Origin of the sequence: Photobacterium rosenbergii (genome assembly GCF_033022775.1) — a bacterium.
In the GTDB taxonomy this organism is placed as follows: domain Bacteria; phylum Pseudomonadota; class Gammaproteobacteria; order Enterobacterales; family Vibrionaceae; genus Photobacterium; species Photobacterium rosenbergii_A.
In genome coordinates this window covers 437,922-454,874 of record NZ_JAWJZI010000002.1, presented here as the reverse complement: position 1 = coordinate 454,874, position 16,953 = coordinate 437,922, and the positions used below count along the sequence as shown (strand labels likewise).

At 43.2% G+C, this 16,953-nt stretch carries 16 protein-coding genes and 1 pseudogene; 8 read left to right on the top strand and 9 right to left on the bottom strand.

Features of this window, described 5'->3' with window-relative positions; translation table 11 throughout:
• Positions 1–59: 59 nt before the first annotated feature.
• The 4 genes from yegD to R2X38_RS06200 form a co-directional block, all read right to left on the bottom strand.
• Entirely contained in the window at positions 60–1,412 is a 1,353-nt protein-coding gene (gene yegD, locus R2X38_RS06215; RefSeq protein ID WP_317521310.1) for a molecular chaperone, read from the bottom strand.
• An 84-nt stretch (positions 1,413–1,496) separates the two neighbouring features.
• Positions 1,497–1,964 carry an ASCH domain-containing protein gene (locus tag R2X38_RS06210; RefSeq protein ID WP_317521309.1) on the bottom strand — a complete coding sequence of 156 codons (468 nt, stop codon included), beginning with the start codon at positions 1,962–1,964 and terminating at the stop codon, positions 1,497–1,499.
• A gap of 8 nt (positions 1,965–1,972) precedes the next feature.
• Positions 1,973–2,599 carry a LysE family translocator gene (locus R2X38_RS06205; RefSeq protein WP_317521308.1) on the bottom strand — a complete coding sequence of 209 codons (627 nt, stop codon included), beginning with the start codon at positions 2,597–2,599 and terminating at the stop codon, positions 1,973–1,975.
• A 42-nt stretch (positions 2,600–2,641) separates the two neighbouring features.
• Positions 2,642–3,028, bottom strand: coding sequence for a tautomerase family protein (locus R2X38_RS06200; protein WP_317521307.1), 387 nt, complete (start codon positions 3,026–3,028; stop codon positions 2,642–2,644).
• Between the two features lie 215 nt (positions 3,029–3,243).
• On the opposite strand from R2X38_RS06200, the gene R2X38_RS06195 reads away from it, so the two are divergent.
• The 4 genes from R2X38_RS06195 (at position 3,244) to R2X38_RS06180 (ending at position 8,957) form a co-directional block, all read left to right on the top strand.
• Positions 3,244–3,867 carry a thioredoxin domain-containing protein gene (locus tag R2X38_RS06195; protein ID WP_317521306.1) on the top strand — a complete coding sequence of 208 codons (624 nt, stop codon included), beginning with the start codon at positions 3,244–3,246 and terminating at the stop codon, positions 3,865–3,867.
• A 573-nt stretch (positions 3,868–4,440) separates the two neighbouring features.
• The gene (locus R2X38_RS06190) at positions 4,441–5,532 is read left to right on the top strand and encodes a porin (protein WP_317521305.1); all 1,092 of its coding nucleotides are present in this window, start codon (positions 4,441–4,443) and stop codon (positions 5,530–5,532) included.
• 560 nt (positions 5,533–6,092) lie between these two features.
• The gene (locus R2X38_RS06185) at positions 6,093–8,243 is read left to right on the top strand and encodes an adenosylcobalamin-dependent ribonucleoside-diphosphate reductase (RefSeq protein WP_317521304.1); all 2,151 of its coding nucleotides are present in this window, start codon (positions 6,093–6,095) and stop codon (positions 8,241–8,243) included.
• Positions 8,244–8,261: 18 nt separating this feature from the next.
• Positions 8,262–8,957, top strand: coding sequence for an NrdJb (locus R2X38_RS06180; RefSeq protein WP_317521303.1), 696 nt, complete (start codon positions 8,262–8,264; stop codon positions 8,955–8,957).
• A gap of 93 nt (positions 8,958–9,050) precedes the next feature.
• Here R2X38_RS06180 and R2X38_RS06175 read toward each other — a convergent pair.
• Positions 9,051–9,625, bottom strand: a pseudogene (locus tag R2X38_RS06175) (IS1 family transposase); the annotation flags it as partial.
• 116 nt (positions 9,626–9,741) lie between these two features.
• Here R2X38_RS06175 and R2X38_RS06170 point away from each other — a divergent pair.
• Complete coding sequence (locus R2X38_RS06170; protein WP_317521302.1) at positions 9,742–10,056, top strand: glucose PTS transporter subunit EIIB; 315 nt, start codon at positions 9,742–9,744, stop codon at positions 10,054–10,056.
• Between the two features lie 230 nt (positions 10,057–10,286).
• Here the strand turns inward: R2X38_RS06170 and R2X38_RS06165 are convergent, their stop codons facing one another.
• On the bottom strand, positions 10,287–11,081 hold the full coding sequence (locus tag R2X38_RS06165; RefSeq protein ID WP_317521301.1) for a polysaccharide lyase: 795 nt from the start codon (positions 11,079–11,081) through the stop codon (positions 10,287–10,289).
• 291 nt (positions 11,082–11,372) lie between these two features.
• Complete coding sequence (locus R2X38_RS06160) at positions 11,373–12,716, bottom strand: magnesium transporter (RefSeq protein ID WP_317521300.1); 1,344 nt, start codon at positions 12,714–12,716, stop codon at positions 11,373–11,375.
• Between the two features lie 522 nt (positions 12,717–13,238).
• On the opposite strand from R2X38_RS06160, the gene R2X38_RS06155 reads away from it, so the two are divergent.
• Positions 13,239–13,781 carry an outer membrane beta-barrel protein gene (locus tag R2X38_RS06155; protein WP_317521299.1) on the top strand — a complete coding sequence of 181 codons (543 nt, stop codon included), beginning with the start codon at positions 13,239–13,241 and terminating at the stop codon, positions 13,779–13,781.
• 221 nt (positions 13,782–14,002) lie between these two features.
• Here the strand turns inward: R2X38_RS06155 and R2X38_RS06150 are convergent, their stop codons facing one another.
• On the bottom strand, positions 14,003–15,283 hold the full coding sequence (locus R2X38_RS06150; protein WP_317521298.1) for a serine hydrolase: 1,281 nt from the start codon (positions 15,281–15,283) through the stop codon (positions 14,003–14,005).
• 9 nt (positions 15,284–15,292) lie between these two features.
• Positions 15,293–16,045: a hypothetical protein gene (locus R2X38_RS06145; protein ID WP_317521297.1), complete on the bottom strand. Its 753-nt coding sequence runs from the start codon at positions 16,043–16,045 to the stop codon at positions 15,293–15,295.
• A gap of 180 nt (positions 16,046–16,225) precedes the next feature.
• Between R2X38_RS06145 and R2X38_RS06140 the strand changes: the two genes are divergently transcribed.
• Both R2X38_RS06140 and R2X38_RS06135 read left to right on the top strand, forming a co-directional pair.
• Positions 16,226–16,450, top strand: a complete 225-nt coding sequence (locus tag R2X38_RS06140) for a hypothetical protein (protein WP_317521704.1) — start codon at positions 16,226–16,228, stop codon at positions 16,448–16,450.
• Between the two features lie 250 nt (positions 16,451–16,700).
• A complete protein-coding gene (locus R2X38_RS06135; RefSeq protein ID WP_317521296.1) occupies positions 16,701–16,937 on the top strand; it encodes a hypothetical protein in 237 nt (78 codons plus the stop codon).
• Positions 16,938–16,953: the final 16 nt, after the last annotated feature.

Here is a 16,953-nt window from a genome sequence, read left to right as displayed (position 1 = left end):
CACAATGGATACTGATAGTCAGGCTTTTTTAACTGGTTATTTAAGTGAACGATAAACTCTTATCTGAAACACTGCTCAGCCCAACGGGCAAGACCTGCAGTTACCGAACCAAAGTAACTACCGCTAACAACTGGTGTTGATGGCAATTGTTGCTCAATACAAGCACGCAGAATTGGCGAGCGAGCCGTGCCGCCTGTCATATACACCACATCAGGTTTAATACCGCTTTGTTCGATGGCATCTGTCACCAGCTGGCTGATGTGAACGCGCGGCGCTTCAATTGCATGGGCCATTTGATCTTGGCTCACCTCAACTTCCAGCAAATCAGATAGGTGTGATAGAGCCAATCGATGCGATGTAGTGTCCGACAATGCAATTTTGCACTCTTCAGCCTTACGAACGAGCTGGTAGCCCAAGGTCTCACGGTAAACCTTAAGCAAGTGCATTAGTTTTTCAGGCTCAGCTGCATCACGCTGTAATTGCTTCAAGACTGCAAGGTTGGCAGAACCGTAGAAGTCAGTTTGGGCAACAACATTATTGATGGCAATCGGATTCCAGAACTGACCAATTGGCATATCGATGCCTTTCTGGGTTTTGGTCCCCAGCCCTAGTAGCGGCATTATCTGACGGAACGCCAAATAGATATCAAGATCATTACCACCTACGCGTAAACCAGTATGAGCCAGCAAACTATCCGTTCTGTCGGCTTTGCCTGCCCAGCTTGGTCCCATTTGGATCATCGAACAGTCGGTAGTACCACCACCGATATCAACTACCAATACGATTTTATCTTCAGTTAAGGTACTTTCATACTCAAGACCCGCAGCGACAGGTTCAAACTGAAATTCAATGTGCTCAAATCCTGCACGCTTCGCGGCCTGGCGCAGAATCGCCTCTGCCTGCTGGTTGGCTTTTTCACCGCCGGTACCCTGGAAGTTGACCGGACGACCAATCATGGTGCTGGTGATCGCCTTATCAAGCTGGGTCTCTGCTTTTTGCTTGATATTGCGCATCATGGCACAGACTAGATCTTCAAAGAATCGGATCTGCACATCTCGCAACCCATTGGCACCCAAGAAGGATTTGGGTGATTTTACGTAATAGACTTCTTCAGGATCTTCAAGGTAGAGATCTAACGCCGCCTGGCCAAACAGCAGATCGCCTTTTTCGACAATGATGTCTTCTTCACGGTTAAAGGCTATTGCTCGACGTAGAACTTGTTCACCCAGTTCATCAACTGGCTGTACACCCATATGACGGTAAAGATATTCACTCACCGCCTCTCGCGTCGGGGCACAGAGTGTCGAAGGGATAAAACTGTTTTCGCCTTCCAGCGCCAGCATGCGTGGCTGCCCTTGCTCCATCACTGCTACCGAGCAATTGGCTGTTCCATAATCAAAACCGATAAACATGCTATCCTCCGCACCAAGAAAAGCCGGCCATCATACTGAAATTAGCCAATTGTTCAATAACGAGTTTATGACAGACCACGTGCTCTAAAGTGGATATACCTTCTCAAAACGCTCTAACACTAAATCAGACGTCTCAGTAAACTCCATACCAAGACTGGCCGCATACTTAGTAAAGAATGCAATATGGGCATCTCGCCACCACTGATACGACAGATCACCCTCTCCTTCGAGAGCTGCAAACTCCGGCGTGACTTCATTGAAAGGGCAAATTGAAATGTCTTTAAGTTTGATAATACAAACCGGCTCCTGTGCCCAATTGAGCACAACAGATAGTCGTCCAATTTTTGGCAAGGGCTCATCCTCGGCATCATACCCCGCTTTCAAGCTGCAAGATGCTCGCTTGATACCAGCGTTGATTAACCTCGCACACTCATTAGCATTGTATTCATCAGCGCAAAAATACTCCGCGATAGCCTCAGGTATGGCATCTCGCTCTATTGGCGTTAATGTGGCTAAATACTGTTCGAGATATTCCTTCTGTACTTTGTTCATAACATATATCACCGCTGCTTCATCAAAGCGATAGCTAGCCCAGAAGTAACAAACGTGACGCCAGCGCCTATATTCAAACCGGACACTAGCTTTGGCTTGTTACTAAACCAACGACTCAACTGCGAAGAGAACAATCCCATCAAGCTGAAGCCTATTGCGGTTAATATAGCAAACCACACACCATAAATAATCATCTGTAACGTCACTGACCCAAGGGCTGGATTAATAAATTGAGGTATGAAGGCCAACACAAACATACCAGGCTTCGGGTTTAGGGCTGCCGAAAGAAAGCCAGTTGAAAATATCGATGCTAATGACTGCTTTTTGGCCGGTTTCAAAGAAAATAGACTTCTGGAGCGGAGCACTTTGATACCCAACCAAATTAAATATCCAGCACCAATAGTTTTAACAATATAGAAAGCGACTTCAGAGGTTTGAATAAGCAATGTTAAACCAAATGTAGCAGCTAGCACATGAAATAAGATACCCACCCCAGAAGAGCAACCGGAGACAACGGCTGCACGCTTCCCTTGGCTTAATCCACGACCAATCGCAAGCAAGTTATCAGGGCCAGGAGAGATAACCAGTAAAACACACGCCAAGGTGTATGCCACAAAAATATCAAACGGGAACATTTTACCTCCTTGTCAAAATTTTCCTTTACCACTCAATACGCGTTATACGCTTACTTTATACTTGAGGTCTTTCACCTCATCACCTGTCATACCTCGAAAACCCCAACAATGTGCAGGTTGTTCCTTAATGATTATTTCAATATCAATTGGCGAAATACCAATTTCTGTTTCAATTTCTCTAAACAGCGCTTTGATTAACTGCTTTTTTGTCTCTTCCTTACGTCCTTTCATCATGTTGATTTCAATGACTGTGTACGCCTCACTCCGACCTCCTGGAAAATATAAGTCTTCTTTATCCATGGGAATAAATCGGTGTGAACGCTTATCTTCTGGCAGTCCTAGAGCTTGATTCATACAATGCTGTATAACATCAGATAGCCTTGCCTTTATTGGATTGAGCCTATTTTTTATTCCATAAATGACGATCATGACCACTCCTGTGAAGACTCGTTGCCTTTGGTAACACTAACCTGCTAAGCAACAGGCCTCATATCAATACACTAGTTCACGATAACAAATCAAGCCTTACCTACTGTGATGAAAGGATTTACTTACACGAGATACAAGTAAATTGATTCTTGTTAGCGATCTCGCTGTCATTTTCATCCATACTTACTGTTTTAATACCCAATACAAATATGAGTATGAATACACTAACTAAAATCTTTGCCTCTACCCTATTCCTTTTAGTGGCACTTACAGGATGTAGTGAAAATGAGATGCCTAAGGAAGGGGTCAAATACACGGTCGTTGCGACACCAACGGAAGGCGTTGCCGATGTGGTTGAAGTGTTCTCCCTTGGTTGTGGCCACTGTCGTAATATGGAACTGATGCTACCGGAAATCAAAAAGCTGGCTGAAGTAGAAATTGACCAAGTGCATGTCACTTTCAATGAAAGCGCACAGTATGCGGCATACCTTTACTACACTGCAGCAGTTCAGAGTAACGGTAAACCTTCGCCAGAGCTGAAAGAGTCTTTGTTTGGCTTTGTTCAAGAGCAAGCAGCCGATCTGGATGAAGAAGGCCGGAAAAATAAGCTAGACGAGATCTTTAGCCAATATGATCTAGTCAGCCCGTTCGAGCTAAATGATGAACAAAAAGAGCAAGTCTATCAGCAGATGACTAGCGCTAATCAGCTAGAGCAAAATGCACAAATTACCTCGGTACCTTCTTTCTTGGTCAAAGGTAAATACCTTGTACAAAATGGCGCTCACGACAGTTTGGAAGATTTAGCTAATACCATTCGCTTCCTTTCTGAGAAGCAATAAACGATGCTGTCTGGGCTGACAAATGTCAGCTCAGACACTGTTAACGTCCCTGCATATCCCCGCTTTAGCTCATAGCTTTATAGCTTTATAGCTTTATAGCTTTATAGCTTTATAGCTTTATAGCTTTATAGCTCATTAAAACTGGACATTTAGCTCTATTTTGTCATTACCTCTAGTAAACGCCTCATTTCTTGGCAGAAGTTTCTGTTCTCTCCCCTCACTCAAATCAACAAATCATTAAAATCAACTACGCTCTGATAACAAGATTAAGTATTTCTTGATCTATTTATTAGCGTAATCAATAGCAAAAAATTCTAAAGCTCAACAGATGAAAAAATAACTTTTTTTATGACGTTACCATTAATACTCTCTTGCCATCAGAGCGTAAAAAAGACTGTAACAAACGTAACAAAGAAAAAATAAAGCCAAGTAAATACAACAACTTAACCATAAAATCTTCTTTAATCCCATCGCGTTAAGATCATTTCACTATTACTACAGGGAACTTAGTAATAAAAAGTAAAACAAGCACTTACAAGGTGTGACACAGCATTAAATATTAGGATATAAGAAATGAATAAAAAGCTCATTGCCCTAGCAGTGGCAGCTGCGGCAGCATCATCGTCTGTACATGCATTGGAAGTTTATAACGATGGCACTAACACTTTCTCTGTTGGTGGCCGTTTGGCAGTAAGCGCGAAATTCTCTGATGGTGACTCGAGCCTTAATAACCAATCATCACGTATTAACTTCGGCTACACCCATGCACTGGAAAGTGGCTGGGATATCGGTACTCGTGCTGAGTGGGCGTATAACGCGCTTTCAAACAGCTCTGAAGGCAGCCATCTTTCAAACCGTTTGGGCTACATCACGGCTGACAACGAAGATTTCGGTAACTTCACCATAGGTAAAGCCTGGTCTGTTCACTACGATGTAACAGGCAAAACTGACCTGTTCTGGATTTACGGTGGTGACACCGCAGGTAACTACGACGGTATTTCTGGCGACGGTGGCGTACATGGCACAGGCCGTGCGGATGACGTGATTCAATACCGCAATAACTTCTACGGTGTTCAGGTTGGCCTTCAGTACCAGTTCCAGGACTCAAACATCGGCGAAGATGATGATGGTAACAAAATCGGTTACGACCGTGACTATGGCTACCAAGCAATGGCCGGTTATGACTTCGATACCGGTATGGGTATCATCGGCCTAAGCGGTGTATACGGTGAAACTAAGTTTGATGATCGTGAAGATGCAAAAGTAGCTAACGCCGTTATTTCTTACCAGCACAATGGCCTAAACCTTGCTGCTAACTATGGTGAGTTCCGTAACCACCAGAGCGAAACATCAAATGACGCGTTCAAGAAATCTAACTTCACCAACAGCAGTGTTACCAATGATGGCTTGATCAAGTCTGCAACGGGTGTTGAAGTATTCGGTTCTTACGATATCAACCAGTTCCAGATCCTAGGTGGTTACAACCAGCTTGAAGATGATAATTCCAAAGCAAAATATGCTTACGCGACAGTGGGTGCGGCATACTTCACCGGTCCAATCATCCTTGCTGCAGAATACAAAATCGATACCAGCAGCAAAACAGCTACAGGTTCAGATGCCAAGCTAGATAACGAGCTAGGCTTGCTAGTGCGTTACAACTTCTAAGGTATTAACTCGCTAAATTGTGTTCATTTTGTCGAATCTAATTGACACTTTTGGGGTGCCTCTCGGTGCCCCTATTTTTGAGCACGGCACTTTGCAGCAACATCCTGTTTGTCCTTTTCTGGGCTGTACTATTCGGTGAGCTAGGCCACGAGGCTTTTCCGAAGTAATCCCACCCGCCCCATATCTGACTCTTCGCCACAGGCATGATCAATCAAAGTCAGATCAATATGCAAATTGAAGTGATAAGTTATTTTAAAATCAACACACTAGCAATATTACGCTCGTGACCTTTTCTGCCATTGTCGAGCGATGTGATCACATTTCACCAAGCTCGTTTACAACCAATCCATCTATAAAGATCGCTAGTATTACCGATTGGTTACAAAGGCGTATTATCGTCTTGTCAAGACTTGAAGATCTGCTGGGTTAGTGGTTTGATCTGCGCCTTGCTGGTTTTCACCCTCCATGCTCAACAGGGTGAGTAAGCTATAAATTAGAGTTGGATAACCCTGTTTCTAGCTAACAGCAACACAACATGATAACAGTAAGGTGCATTCATAATGGCGAAATCCCCAACCGCTTCGGAAGTCTCTCAAGCCGTCGATATCGAGTACCAATCCACTTCAATGGAAATTTGGGACAGCAAGTATCGTTTGAAATCAAAGCACGGAGAAGCTATTGATGTCACGCTTGATGATACTTTCAAACGCGTTGCCCGTGCGTTGGCAGATCTAGAGAACGATGACACTAAAGATCATTGGTATAACGAGTTCCTATGGGCACTCCGTAACGGGGCAATTCCAGCTGGCCGCATCACCTCAAACGCAGGTGCCTTCGAACACAAACCTGCGACCTCCACCATTAACTGTACAGTATCTGGCACCATTGAAGATTCAATGGACGATATCCTCGGCAAAGTTCATGAAGCGGGTCTGACACTAAAAGCCGGTTGTGGTATCGGTTACGACTTCTCGACCCTGCGCCCTCGCGGAGCCTTTGTATCCGGCGCAGGCGCATACACATCTGGCCCACTTTCTTTCATGGATATCTACGACAAGATGTGTTTTACCGTCTCTTCTGCCGGTGGTCGACGCGGTGCGCAGATGGGTACCATGGATATCCGCCATCCGGATATCATCGATTTCATTCGTGCCAAGCGTGAAGACGGACGCCTTCGCCAGTTCAACCTGTCACTGCTGATCACTGAAGACTTCATCGAGGCGGTTAAGAACGATAATTCTTGGCAGCTTATTTTCCCGATCACAGCCAAAGAATCGAAGCAGGACAAACTGGATCTGGACAATGACGACAGCATTGTTTGGGCTGACTGGCCAACCAAAGAAAATCTGGTTGAGGATGCTGAAGGCCGTGTAGCATGTAAAATCTACCGTACCCTTCCTGCTCGCAATCTGTGGAATGTCATCATGACATCGACCTACGATTACGCCGAGCCGGGCTTTATCCTGATCGATAAAGTGAACCAGATGAACAACAACTGGTTCTGTGAAGAGATCCGCGCGACCAACCCATGTGGTGAGCAACCACTACCACCTTACGGTGCTTGTTTGCTGGGTTCGGTTAACCTGACAAAATTTGTCCGCGAACCTTTCACCGACAATGCCCACTTCGACTGGGATGCCTACCGCAAGGTCGTCGCTATCTTTACCCGCATGCTGGATAACGTGGTAGAAATCAACCAGCTTCCGCTTGAAAAGCAACGCCACGAAATCATCAGCAAGCGTCGTCATGGTATGGGTTTCTTGGGTCTTGGCTCAACGACTACCATGTTGAAGCACAAATACGGCAGCGCTGCTTCTGTAGCCTTTACCGAGCAAGTGGCTCAGGAAATGGCGATCACTGGTTGGAAAGAAGGCCTGAAGCTAGCCAAAGAAAAAGGCGTTGCCCCTGTGATGGACGAAGAGTTCGAAATCACAGCCAAGATGCTGCGTCTGCGCCCAGAGATGGCCCAAGACGGCATTAAAGTCGGTGACAAAGTCAAAGGTAAGGTCCTTCACGCCAAGTACAGCCGCTACATGCAGCAGGTTGGCGAAATTGAGCCTAAGTTGGTTGACGAGCTTGCGAAACACGGCTGTCGCTTTACGCACCACAGCTCAATTGCGCCAACAGGCACCATTTCACTGTCTCTGGCAAACAATGCAAGTAATGGTATCGAACCTAGTTTTGCGCACCACTACACCCGTAACGTTATCGTACCGGGCAAGAAATCCAAAGAAAGCGTGGATGTTTACAGCTTCGAATTGCTAGCCTACCGCAAGCTAATTAACAAAAAAGCGATGCCTTACACCACTGATGAAGAGTGCCAGCTACCGGAGTACTTCATTACTGCGGATGACATCACGCCGAGCCAGCACGTAGAAGTACAAGCTGCAGCCCAACGCTGGATTGACTCATCGATTTCGAAGACGGCCAACGTACCGACCGACTTCCCATTCGAGGACTTCAAAGACATCTACATGGATGCTTACGACAAGGGCTTGAAAGGTTGTACAACTTTCCGTTTCAACCCAGAAGTGTTCCAGGGCGTGTTGGTGAAAGAGAAAGATCTCGAAAACACTACCTACGTTTTCACCCTAGAAGACGGCTCTACCTTTGAAGCCAAGGGTAATGAAGAAATCGAATACGATGGCGAAACACATACCGCTGCAAACCTTTATGATGCCTTGAAAGAAGGCTACTACGGTAAATTTTAAGGTACAGGTTAGAAAGACATGACAAAGAAAATCGACGGCAAGATTGTTGCCTTCAAAGTAAAGAGCCAAGAGCAAGAAGCGCCACAGGCCGCACCTGCACCCGCTGTACCAGAATATGAAGTGCAGCATATGCATGAAGACATGCAGCGCCCAGAAAAGCTACTTGGTACTACCTACAAGCTCAAAACACCTGAACATATCTCGGAGCACTCGCTATTCATCACGATTAATGATGTTGTGCTAAATGAAGGTACCGAGCACGAGGTGCGCCGCCCATTTGAAGTGTTCATTAACTCGAAAAGCCTTGAGCACTTCCAGTGGATTGTTGCCCTAACCCGCATCATGTCTGCGGTATTCCGCAAAGGGGGCGACTGCACTTTCTTGGTTGAAGAGCTACGCTCTGTGTTTGATCCGCGTGGTGGCTACTGGAACAAAGGCAAGTACGTACCTTCTTTGATCGCTGAAATTGGCAACGTGATCGAGCAGCACCTGACTGAAATCGGCATGCTGGGCAAACCAGACGTCGACGAGCACCAGCAAGCATTTCTTGATGCCAAAAAAGCTGAGCTTGAAGGCAAGAAAGAAGAAACCGAGGAAGAATCAAGCAGCTTCCCGCCTAGCGCGACACTTTGCTACAAGTGCCACAACAAGTCGGTAATTGTCAAAGACGGCTGCCAGACCTGCTTGAACTGTGGCGATTCTAAGTGCGGTTAACGCATAACAAGAAGTATTGAAACTTTCAAAAGCTGCCTGATGGCAGCTTTTTTTCGGTCATGACTCAAATCGGTTGAATTACCAATAGAACTCTCGCTCAATTCGTTGAGTAAACCTTTTCCCTACGATATGTTTTTCTCTTGGTAACTCTTTCGTGTAGACACTGAAGTCATCTGTGCAAAAAAGCTAATGTCGAAAGGCTTGAGTAAAACCAGAAGCACTCGGAATGCATCCGTATTACGTTTACCAAATGCGTAAGCAATGTTGCGCTTATAACGTGGCTCCCATGCATACCAAAGCCAGCGGCGATTCTTTTTACTTCCTACGAATGACCATTGTTCATCAACTTCACAGATTAATGTGATGTTTGCTCTATTGAAAGGGATTGAGGTCAATTGCTTTGGCGAAAGTTTTTTAAAGTGCTCAATACTGTGTTGTACGCCACATTCAACACTCTGGCTATCTCCCTAACGCCCGAGCTATTCATTGCCATATCTACAATTTTTTCTTTTACATCTGGCTTACGCGCTCCATAGACGTAATCGAGTTGGAAGCTTTTTCTACATTCGAGACATCTAAAGCGAGGAAAGCCTAAATGCCCTTTTCCATGTATACGAACGGGGGTCAGTTTTATTGCAGAAACGACCTTGAACTTGGATAGTAGCCATGAGTTAAAAGTAATCAGAAATTCGGGGGGTGACAATATTAACACGAAACCACTGGTTTGAGTCATGACCCGAACAGGAGTACAATCTCTGACCATTTACTTTTCGAGCTATTACCGATGCTTAAAGCCATCAAGCGATTAGTGAAAGCGCTAACGCAAGTTAACCCCCATCTTGAACAGGATGTTGACACGGTCATGGAGGCGATTGGTGGACTACACAACCTAGTAGAAACTGGTGCATGTGCTACCAGACTCCGGTTAACTCTTAAAAACACCTCAGTTGTCGACCAAAAAGCACTCAAAAATCACGGGGCACATGGTGTTGTGATTCTTGATGAACATCACGTACAGATTATTTATGGAGTAAAGGCTAATACCTACTCTCAAGAGATGGAAGAAAGGCGAATTAAACACATCTCTGAAAGCAAATAGGTTTGGGTGGGTTAGGCGACTTTGTTACTTAAATTATATTTAAAACAGGGTTGCCTTGTTTGGACTGATGGCAGCTTTTTTTCCATGTAAATAATTTAAGATCTTATGTACTACATAAATATGTGGGATCTCAGTCGATATGCTCTGGCTCCCTTTTGTTTTACAGACACAGTTTGCCATTATACGTTATCAGACTATTCAAAATACGCATGTAAAGCAGTTAGTTACTGCTAATTATCTAGTCGCTGTCGAGAAAACGCATCAAAGTAGATCACAAATGTATTAGGAGTGTAATCACGATATATTCCCGCTTTAAAATACGGCCCGCGACAATCATAGTAACTGGTTGGCCCTTGGTAATCGACAACCGTCTCACCATCAATCTTGATGTGAATATACCCTAACTCTGAAGGCACCCACTTGGCCTTGATATCAAACTCATACCAGTGGTTTTGTTTTATTGGCTCACTTAAGTAAAGCTGTCGCCTAGTCATTCCATTTTTGTTATCAAGATTGATCGGTAATTGGCTCGTTTGGGTTCGTATCAAAAAACGGTCATTTCGTAATTCAATGCCTAAGTTCGGGCTTCGACTGATCTCACCGAGATGACGATCTGGAGTGGCATGCCATTGCGCAATTAAAGCTCTAACATCATCAAATTCCCATTCATTAGGAATGAGTACTTTGAACTTATATTGTATTCCTACCCCAAACTGCGCTCTGTAATTTTCATAAATTTCTGCACGATAGAAATCACCAGTGCGCGTACGAAACAGATCGTTTTCTCTGAGTTCAACGCGTAACACATGATTTGAAATGTTCTTCGGGTCGTTCACAGTTTGTGCAGAGTGAGTATAACCAAAGTGCAACCCCCACCCTAATAAGTCCGAAAAATCACTATCTCGGTGATGATTGTTGTCTGTTTTACTATCATACACAGGGCATTCTAGGAGGGAACTGCTGCTAGATTCAAAAGTAACAAATGCCAGTGCACTAAAGCTAAGAAAGATTAAAATTCGTTTCATTGTTACCTAGTAACTCATAATTATAGAACGCTAATAACAACAGGTATTCAAAGTTTTATCAATAGCCCGCAGGTCGCTAAAAAACGCTAATATGATTATTGACACTTAACCACATAGGGGCGGCTAAAGTTGTACAGGAGATATTGTCCTGCCCATAATGTAACTTTAGTTTGTAATTTAAATCTAACTTGATAAACACTTATAGAACAATACGGAAATGGTAAGTTGTTTGGATAAACGAAGCATGCAATTTGCTACTCTGAAAATCACATGCACCATTGTAATCAATCATTAAATAAGAAAAATCGCACCAAGCCCCAGGAATACAAAAAACCCGATGACATCTGTAACTGTTGTCAATATCACCGACCCTGCAACTGCAGGATCGATATTTTTTTGTTTGAGCTTAAAAGGGATGAGAGTGCCGGAAACTGCCGCAGCCAAATTGTTCACAAGTATTGCACAAAAAATAATTAAAGCTAACCCCATAGAATCAAAGATAAAATATACAATAGAAGATATCAACGCTCCCATGACGAAACCATTAATGGCGGCAATCTTCAGCTCTTTATTGACCAGTAACTTGATATTGCTCTGATGCAGGTGGTTTAATGCAATTCCCCTGATTGAAACTGCTAGGGTTTGGCTTCCAGCGATGCCTCCCATACTCGCCACCACAGGCATCAACACTGCGAGGGCAACGACCTGCTCTACAACATTATCAAATAAACCAATGATTGCTGATGCAGCGAATGCTGTAAACAGATTAATGAATAACCATAACGCCCGTAATCTGGTTGCCAATAAAAGGGGCGTGAATAAATCTTCCTCACTCTTTACATTTTCTGCGACTACAGCCTTGAGGCCCACTTCTTTCAAATGCATCAGTACAACCGATATGGGTAAAACACCAACAATTTTCTTGCCAGCCACTACAGGAAAGTAGTTTGTCGAGCCATCATGAGGTATTTGATTTCCTACTTCATAGATATCTTCATTTGCGTCGATAACAGAACTCGAAATTACAATATCTTTCAACTTCACAATAGATTCAAACTTGAGAATACTCTCTATATTCACGATGCCCATTATTTCAGAATTATCCCTTATAATAACCACCTTGATTGTCTCTTCTTTTCTTTTTGCAATTTCTTTTCTTATTCCTCCCACACTGTTATTTGTCGATGCAATAAGAAAGCTTGGTTCAGCATATCTGCCTACCAAGTTTTCATCATACGACAATGCTTGCTGAATAAATACAGCATCATCTGTACTGATACGTAAAAGATAATCATCAACAAAACCATCAGGCAAAAATTCAGCAAACATGATCACATCAGGTTCTGTAATACACTCTAGCCTCTCTTCCCTTTGGCTACCTGTAAGCGTTTTGTGAACATGCTTTGCGGTTTCGTATTGCAATAGATTGATTATCGACCAGTATTTGACAGGAGGTATAACATCAATGATTTTTTTCCTGTAATTGATGTTAACTGACTCGATAAGGCTTGCCAGTTCGTTTTCAGGGTATTCACTTAAATAATCGATACTTTCAGTTGATTCTACGGCGCGTATTAAATCCGAGATTAATACAGGAACCCTATCTTGCGTACTCAATGTCTGACTATCTACCATATCCACAACCATCTAATAAAAAAGCGTAAAGTGAAACACCTTCTGTCATTAAAGAAATAATATGGTTCTACCAAGTTATTTCACGCTAAATTATCCCACATTCATCAGCATAGTATACTAATAATATTACTGTTTTTTTCTCACACGTCTTAAGCAGAAAAGCTACGTAACCCATTATCTTCCTATGTGAGTATACTACTCTCCCAACCTGAAGGCTGGTATTGATCAGTTTATGAGAAGCAATAATATTGCACATCTATTGATAATCCCTGAGGGAACCCCAAAAGGCCTTCCTATGTACGTCGAGCGGTCAAAAGCTTCAATAATACTATTGGGTGCCTGCAAACGCAGTGCCCCTTCACTTTTATGGCTCAGCAGTACACTCGACGCTCTTCTACAACACCCGCCATGTGACATGGTGCTGAACAACTCAATGGAAACTAAAAAAAAATAGGGGCTTTCTAGCTATCCTATAAGTTTTGGCTACTATTAATATGTCGTTAATAACATGGATGGTAATATATGAAAAAGAACATAGTGGCATTGCTCATTGCTTCCAGCCTTCTTCCATCTATATCCCAAGCAGTTGAACTTAAAAAAGGGACTCAGGAATTTGGCCTGCAAGGTAGCCTCGACTTCGACTATGTCGATGATTATCTTTTCGTCATCAATACTTCCTATGGTTATTTTATTTACGATGACTGGGAGTTAGGGGGTGTCCTTGACGGAAGTATGAGTGAGAATAACAAAAGCTTCAATATTGGTGTTTTCACAGAATATAACTTCACAAATGAATCAAACTGGGTACCATACTTAGGTGCTGCAGCACAGCTTGCGACATTAAGTTTCGAAGGTGGTGATTTTGACGGTATTGATCTGGATTCAGAAGATATCACTGCGCTCAACATCAAGCTCGCGGGCGGGATAAAATACTTCATCAACCCACACGTCGCCATCAGTGCAGAAGTCAACTACAACATTGCAACAGACGATATTAGCGTTACCCGAGATGGCTTGGAAGACAGCTTTACTCGCTTTTTCTTTGGTACCCGGTTCTATTTCTAGACGTGTTTAGGCTAACGTAGTTTGCACGCCGGTGAGCATCTACATGCTCACCGGTAATTACAGATGCCAGTATTTAGCTCAGTGGCATCGAATTCGGGGAACTCATCCCCAGTTAAGTGAAATAGATGGCAACGTCGAGTTAAGATAGATTTGACAATATTTACGAAAAAACCCCGCGATGATCAGCGGGGCAAGCAAATAGTAATGCTTCAGAAAAGTTACTATTTAGAAAAATACTTAGCAATTTCTCGAGCATAAGTTTCTTCTTGGTTCTTACCGTCACCTGTAGAGAAGAAGGCAACAACGAGGTCTTTGCTCGGTGAAATGTAAATCCCTTGACCGCCAACGCCTGCTTTGTACAAATCGCCGTCTTTAAAAATTGCATCGAACTGATAGCCGTTTTTAATCACTTCGTCATTCGGGAAGTGCGGTGTCAAGAACTTGCCAACATAACCGTTGTTATAGATTTCAGCGTTGCCCGAAGCTTGGATTCGTTGGATTACTTCCTTAGAAACCGCACCCTCACCTAGCTTAGCGGCAGAAGGTGTCATCAACATGCCAAACTTAGCCATATCTTCTATTGTACTGTTCATTGAGAAGAACATCATCGGATAACCGCCTTTGGGCGATACGATAGAAAATGCATCGTTATTTGCCCCCATTTTTTGCCATAGGTCACGACTAGCGATTTCATTCATTGGCAAACCCCGAACGTTCTCAACGATTCGAGAAACAATGAAGGTATTAATCGAATTGTATTCGAAACTTTGATTGCCTGGGATACGACGTTCCATTTCAGAGAGAACTTCAAGTGGCGTTTGATCAATTTCACCATCAAACACGCCTAGCGAAACGATCCATTTGAAAAAAGGTTGCTCCGGGTTTGTACGCGAATCGCCGCTTGGTTCATCGTGCTCGCTACTGTTTAGGCCTGTGGCCATATTTGCAGTATTGATCACCGAAACAGTGTCCCACACAGAGCCCTTCAGTTCTGGAATATACTTCGAAACAGGATCGTCTTCTTTCACTTTTCCTTCTTCAACAAGTTTGGCGAGCTCAATACCAGATACAATTTTGGAGTTAGAGAACCAATTGTGTTTATCCGTTTTGCGCATTGTGTTGTAACGCTCAAAGACGATCTCACCATTCTTAACAACAAGATAAGCATCGACAGGGTACTTATCCAAATGCTCATTTAGACTTCTTTCCTCACCATGAACAGTTGCTTTAAGCTCGCCAATGTTCTTGTCAATTGCATAAGGGAATTGATAAACCGCCCCATCACGCTCGATTTGCGCCGTAGGATAAAAACGACTCATGTTTTGCCAAGCAAACGCAGACTCCTCGATTGGGAACTGAAGCTTCACACGGTTGCCATCTTGCAGGAAGAAATCATGCACTCGGTAAACATCAGCTGGGGTAACATCATTGATAATATTATTTGCAAAGGCTGTACTAGACAACAGGGCAGACGCAACGGCAATTGAGATGATTTTTTTCATATTGATACCTTAGAAGAAAAGTTTAAATTGAGTCCAAAGAATGCGGTTATCCAGTTGTTCATTCATTCTAGAAGCTGTGATATCTGTGGTACTGTCTTCGAACTTAAATTGAATCCATTTATCTTTACTTTCACTGAGAGGAACGCCAGCAGTAATTGTGTGCAGTGTTGTTTCAACATCAATATCCCCAGAAAGACTGCTATATTCTGGGTAATACGCAATGAATGATCCGCTATCTGCTGTGTAAACAAAGTAGATCGCACCCATGCCACCAGCAATATCAGTACTAGTACCGGTTCCGCCGTAGTGACTAGCAAAATCATCATCATACTTACCCGCAAGAGCTGCTACGCGGCCAAATACATTGAAACCGTCAATACTAGTCGGGAAAATTGCTGCTGTACCAAGTGCCGCAGTCGTGAACATTTCGTTATCAATAACATCAAGAGAAGCTGCGATTCGTGGCATAAAGGCGCTGTCACGGTTCCAGACGTGAAAATATTGTAATCGGCTGCTCTTGTAGGAGCCGTCTTCATCCATTACCCCCTCAAGAGATGCCATTGAGGCCGTACCGCCTTTGTGGTTGTAAGACAAGGAGCCCAGTAAGCGAACGTCACCTTGATTGGATACGCCCATATTGAGCTGGGTGTAAGCGCGGGTGACATCGGCAGGGTTGATATCTTGTTCATTTGTATCTGCAAAAACAGATACAGAAACCAAGCTTGAAGCTACTATAAATATCGGAATTTTTTTATTAATCATTGTATTTTATGAAGATTGCCATTTTGAAGCACTTATATTATCAAGCCAAATCCAGCTTGAGAGTGTCATTTCCCGACATTGTAGTTTCAAATGTGAACTTTAGATAAGTGAATGAATCAAAATCTACCTTGTTAAAGGTTTAGCATTGTGGATAATCGCTGGGCGATTGAGAGGTGAATGATGACTGAAAAACAAATATCACTTATGTTTGATAAGCTTTGGAAAGTTGGCACAAAGGCAAAATTTGAGGCGATCCGAGATGTTCTTTTACATGGGGTCAGACCATCGGTAGCAGAGAGGGAGTATGGCCTTCCCATTAACACTGTTGCTCGCGATTCTAAAAGAGTTAAAGACGGTATTGAATTTTGCCGTAAGATCACTGAAGCAGGGAACGGTAAAAGTTAACAATGAAGGAAACCTCGAGTTGTCTTTTTGCATCTTCATCGATAACACCAGCTTTAACCAACTCCTATAATGATAGAAAGTATCTCTTGAGACACAAATGACCTTACAGTCCTTTGATACATTACCGATTTCTTCCGTGAGATAGAGAAGACCAGCATTGTGTTTAATGATTGGATTGTTAGTATGATGATCTGAACCAGCCGTTTTAGACACCGAGTTAAGCGATTGAAATCACTTAACGAGGTAAACAATGACAAACACTAAAACACGTATCAAGCACACCGAAGAGTTTAAGGAACTGGCGCTTAAACAGTCACCGTGCTCAGGCCATGGGATTGCATTGCTGCCGGATTTATTTGTTAAAGGTGAGCTGAAATCTGGGGAGTTAATTGAGGTATTGCCGATGTGGCAAGCTGATAAACACTCACTATATCTTGTTTACCCTTTCCATAAAGGAAATAATAAAAGCCAGTCAACTTATTATTGACTGGCTTTTTCCAAAG

Bases quoted from the DNA above. Each gene is read 5' to 3' on its own strand.
- yegD (WP_317521310.1), bottom strand. From the start codon at position 1,412: ATGTTTATCGGTTTTGATTATGGAACAGCCAATTGCTCGGTAGCAGTG.
- R2X38_RS06210 (WP_317521309.1), bottom strand. From the start codon at position 1,964: ATGAACAAAGTACAGAAGGAATATCTCGAACAGTATTTAGCCACATTA.
- R2X38_RS06205 (WP_317521308.1), bottom strand. From the start codon at position 2,599: ATGTTCCCGTTTGATATTTTTGTGGCATACACCTTGGCGTGTGTTTTA.
- R2X38_RS06200 (WP_317521307.1), bottom strand. From the start codon at position 3,028: ATGATCGTCATTTATGGAATAAAAAATAGGCTCAATCCAATAAAGGCA.
- R2X38_RS06195 (WP_317521306.1), top strand. From the start codon at position 3,244: ATGAATACACTAACTAAAATCTTTGCCTCTACCCTATTCCTTTTAGTG.
- R2X38_RS06190 (WP_317521305.1), top strand. From the start codon at position 4,441: ATGAATAAAAAGCTCATTGCCCTAGCAGTGGCAGCTGCGGCAGCATCA.
- R2X38_RS06185 (WP_317521304.1), top strand. From the start codon at position 6,093: ATGGCGAAATCCCCAACCGCTTCGGAAGTCTCTCAAGCCGTCGATATC.
- R2X38_RS06180 (WP_317521303.1), top strand. From the start codon at position 8,262: ATGACAAAGAAAATCGACGGCAAGATTGTTGCCTTCAAAGTAAAGAGC.
- R2X38_RS06170 (WP_317521302.1), top strand. From the start codon at position 9,742: ATGCTTAAAGCCATCAAGCGATTAGTGAAAGCGCTAACGCAAGTTAAC.
- R2X38_RS06165 (WP_317521301.1), bottom strand. From the start codon at position 11,081: ATGAAACGAATTTTAATCTTTCTTAGCTTTAGTGCACTGGCATTTGTT.
- R2X38_RS06160 (WP_317521300.1), bottom strand. From the start codon at position 12,716: ATGGTAGATAGTCAGACATTGAGTACGCAAGATAGGGTTCCTGTATTA.
- R2X38_RS06155 (WP_317521299.1), top strand. From the start codon at position 13,239: ATGAAAAAGAACATAGTGGCATTGCTCATTGCTTCCAGCCTTCTTCCA.
- R2X38_RS06150 (WP_317521298.1), bottom strand. From the start codon at position 15,283: ATGAAAAAAATCATCTCAATTGCCGTTGCGTCTGCCCTGTTGTCTAGT.
- R2X38_RS06145 (WP_317521297.1), bottom strand. From the start codon at position 16,045: ATGATTAATAAAAAAATTCCGATATTTATAGTAGCTTCAAGCTTGGTT.
- R2X38_RS06140 (WP_317521704.1), top strand. From the start codon at position 16,226: ATGACTGAAAAACAAATATCACTTATGTTTGATAAGCTTTGGAAAGTT.
- R2X38_RS06135 (WP_317521296.1), top strand. From the start codon at position 16,701: ATGACAAACACTAAAACACGTATCAAGCACACCGAAGAGTTTAAGGAA.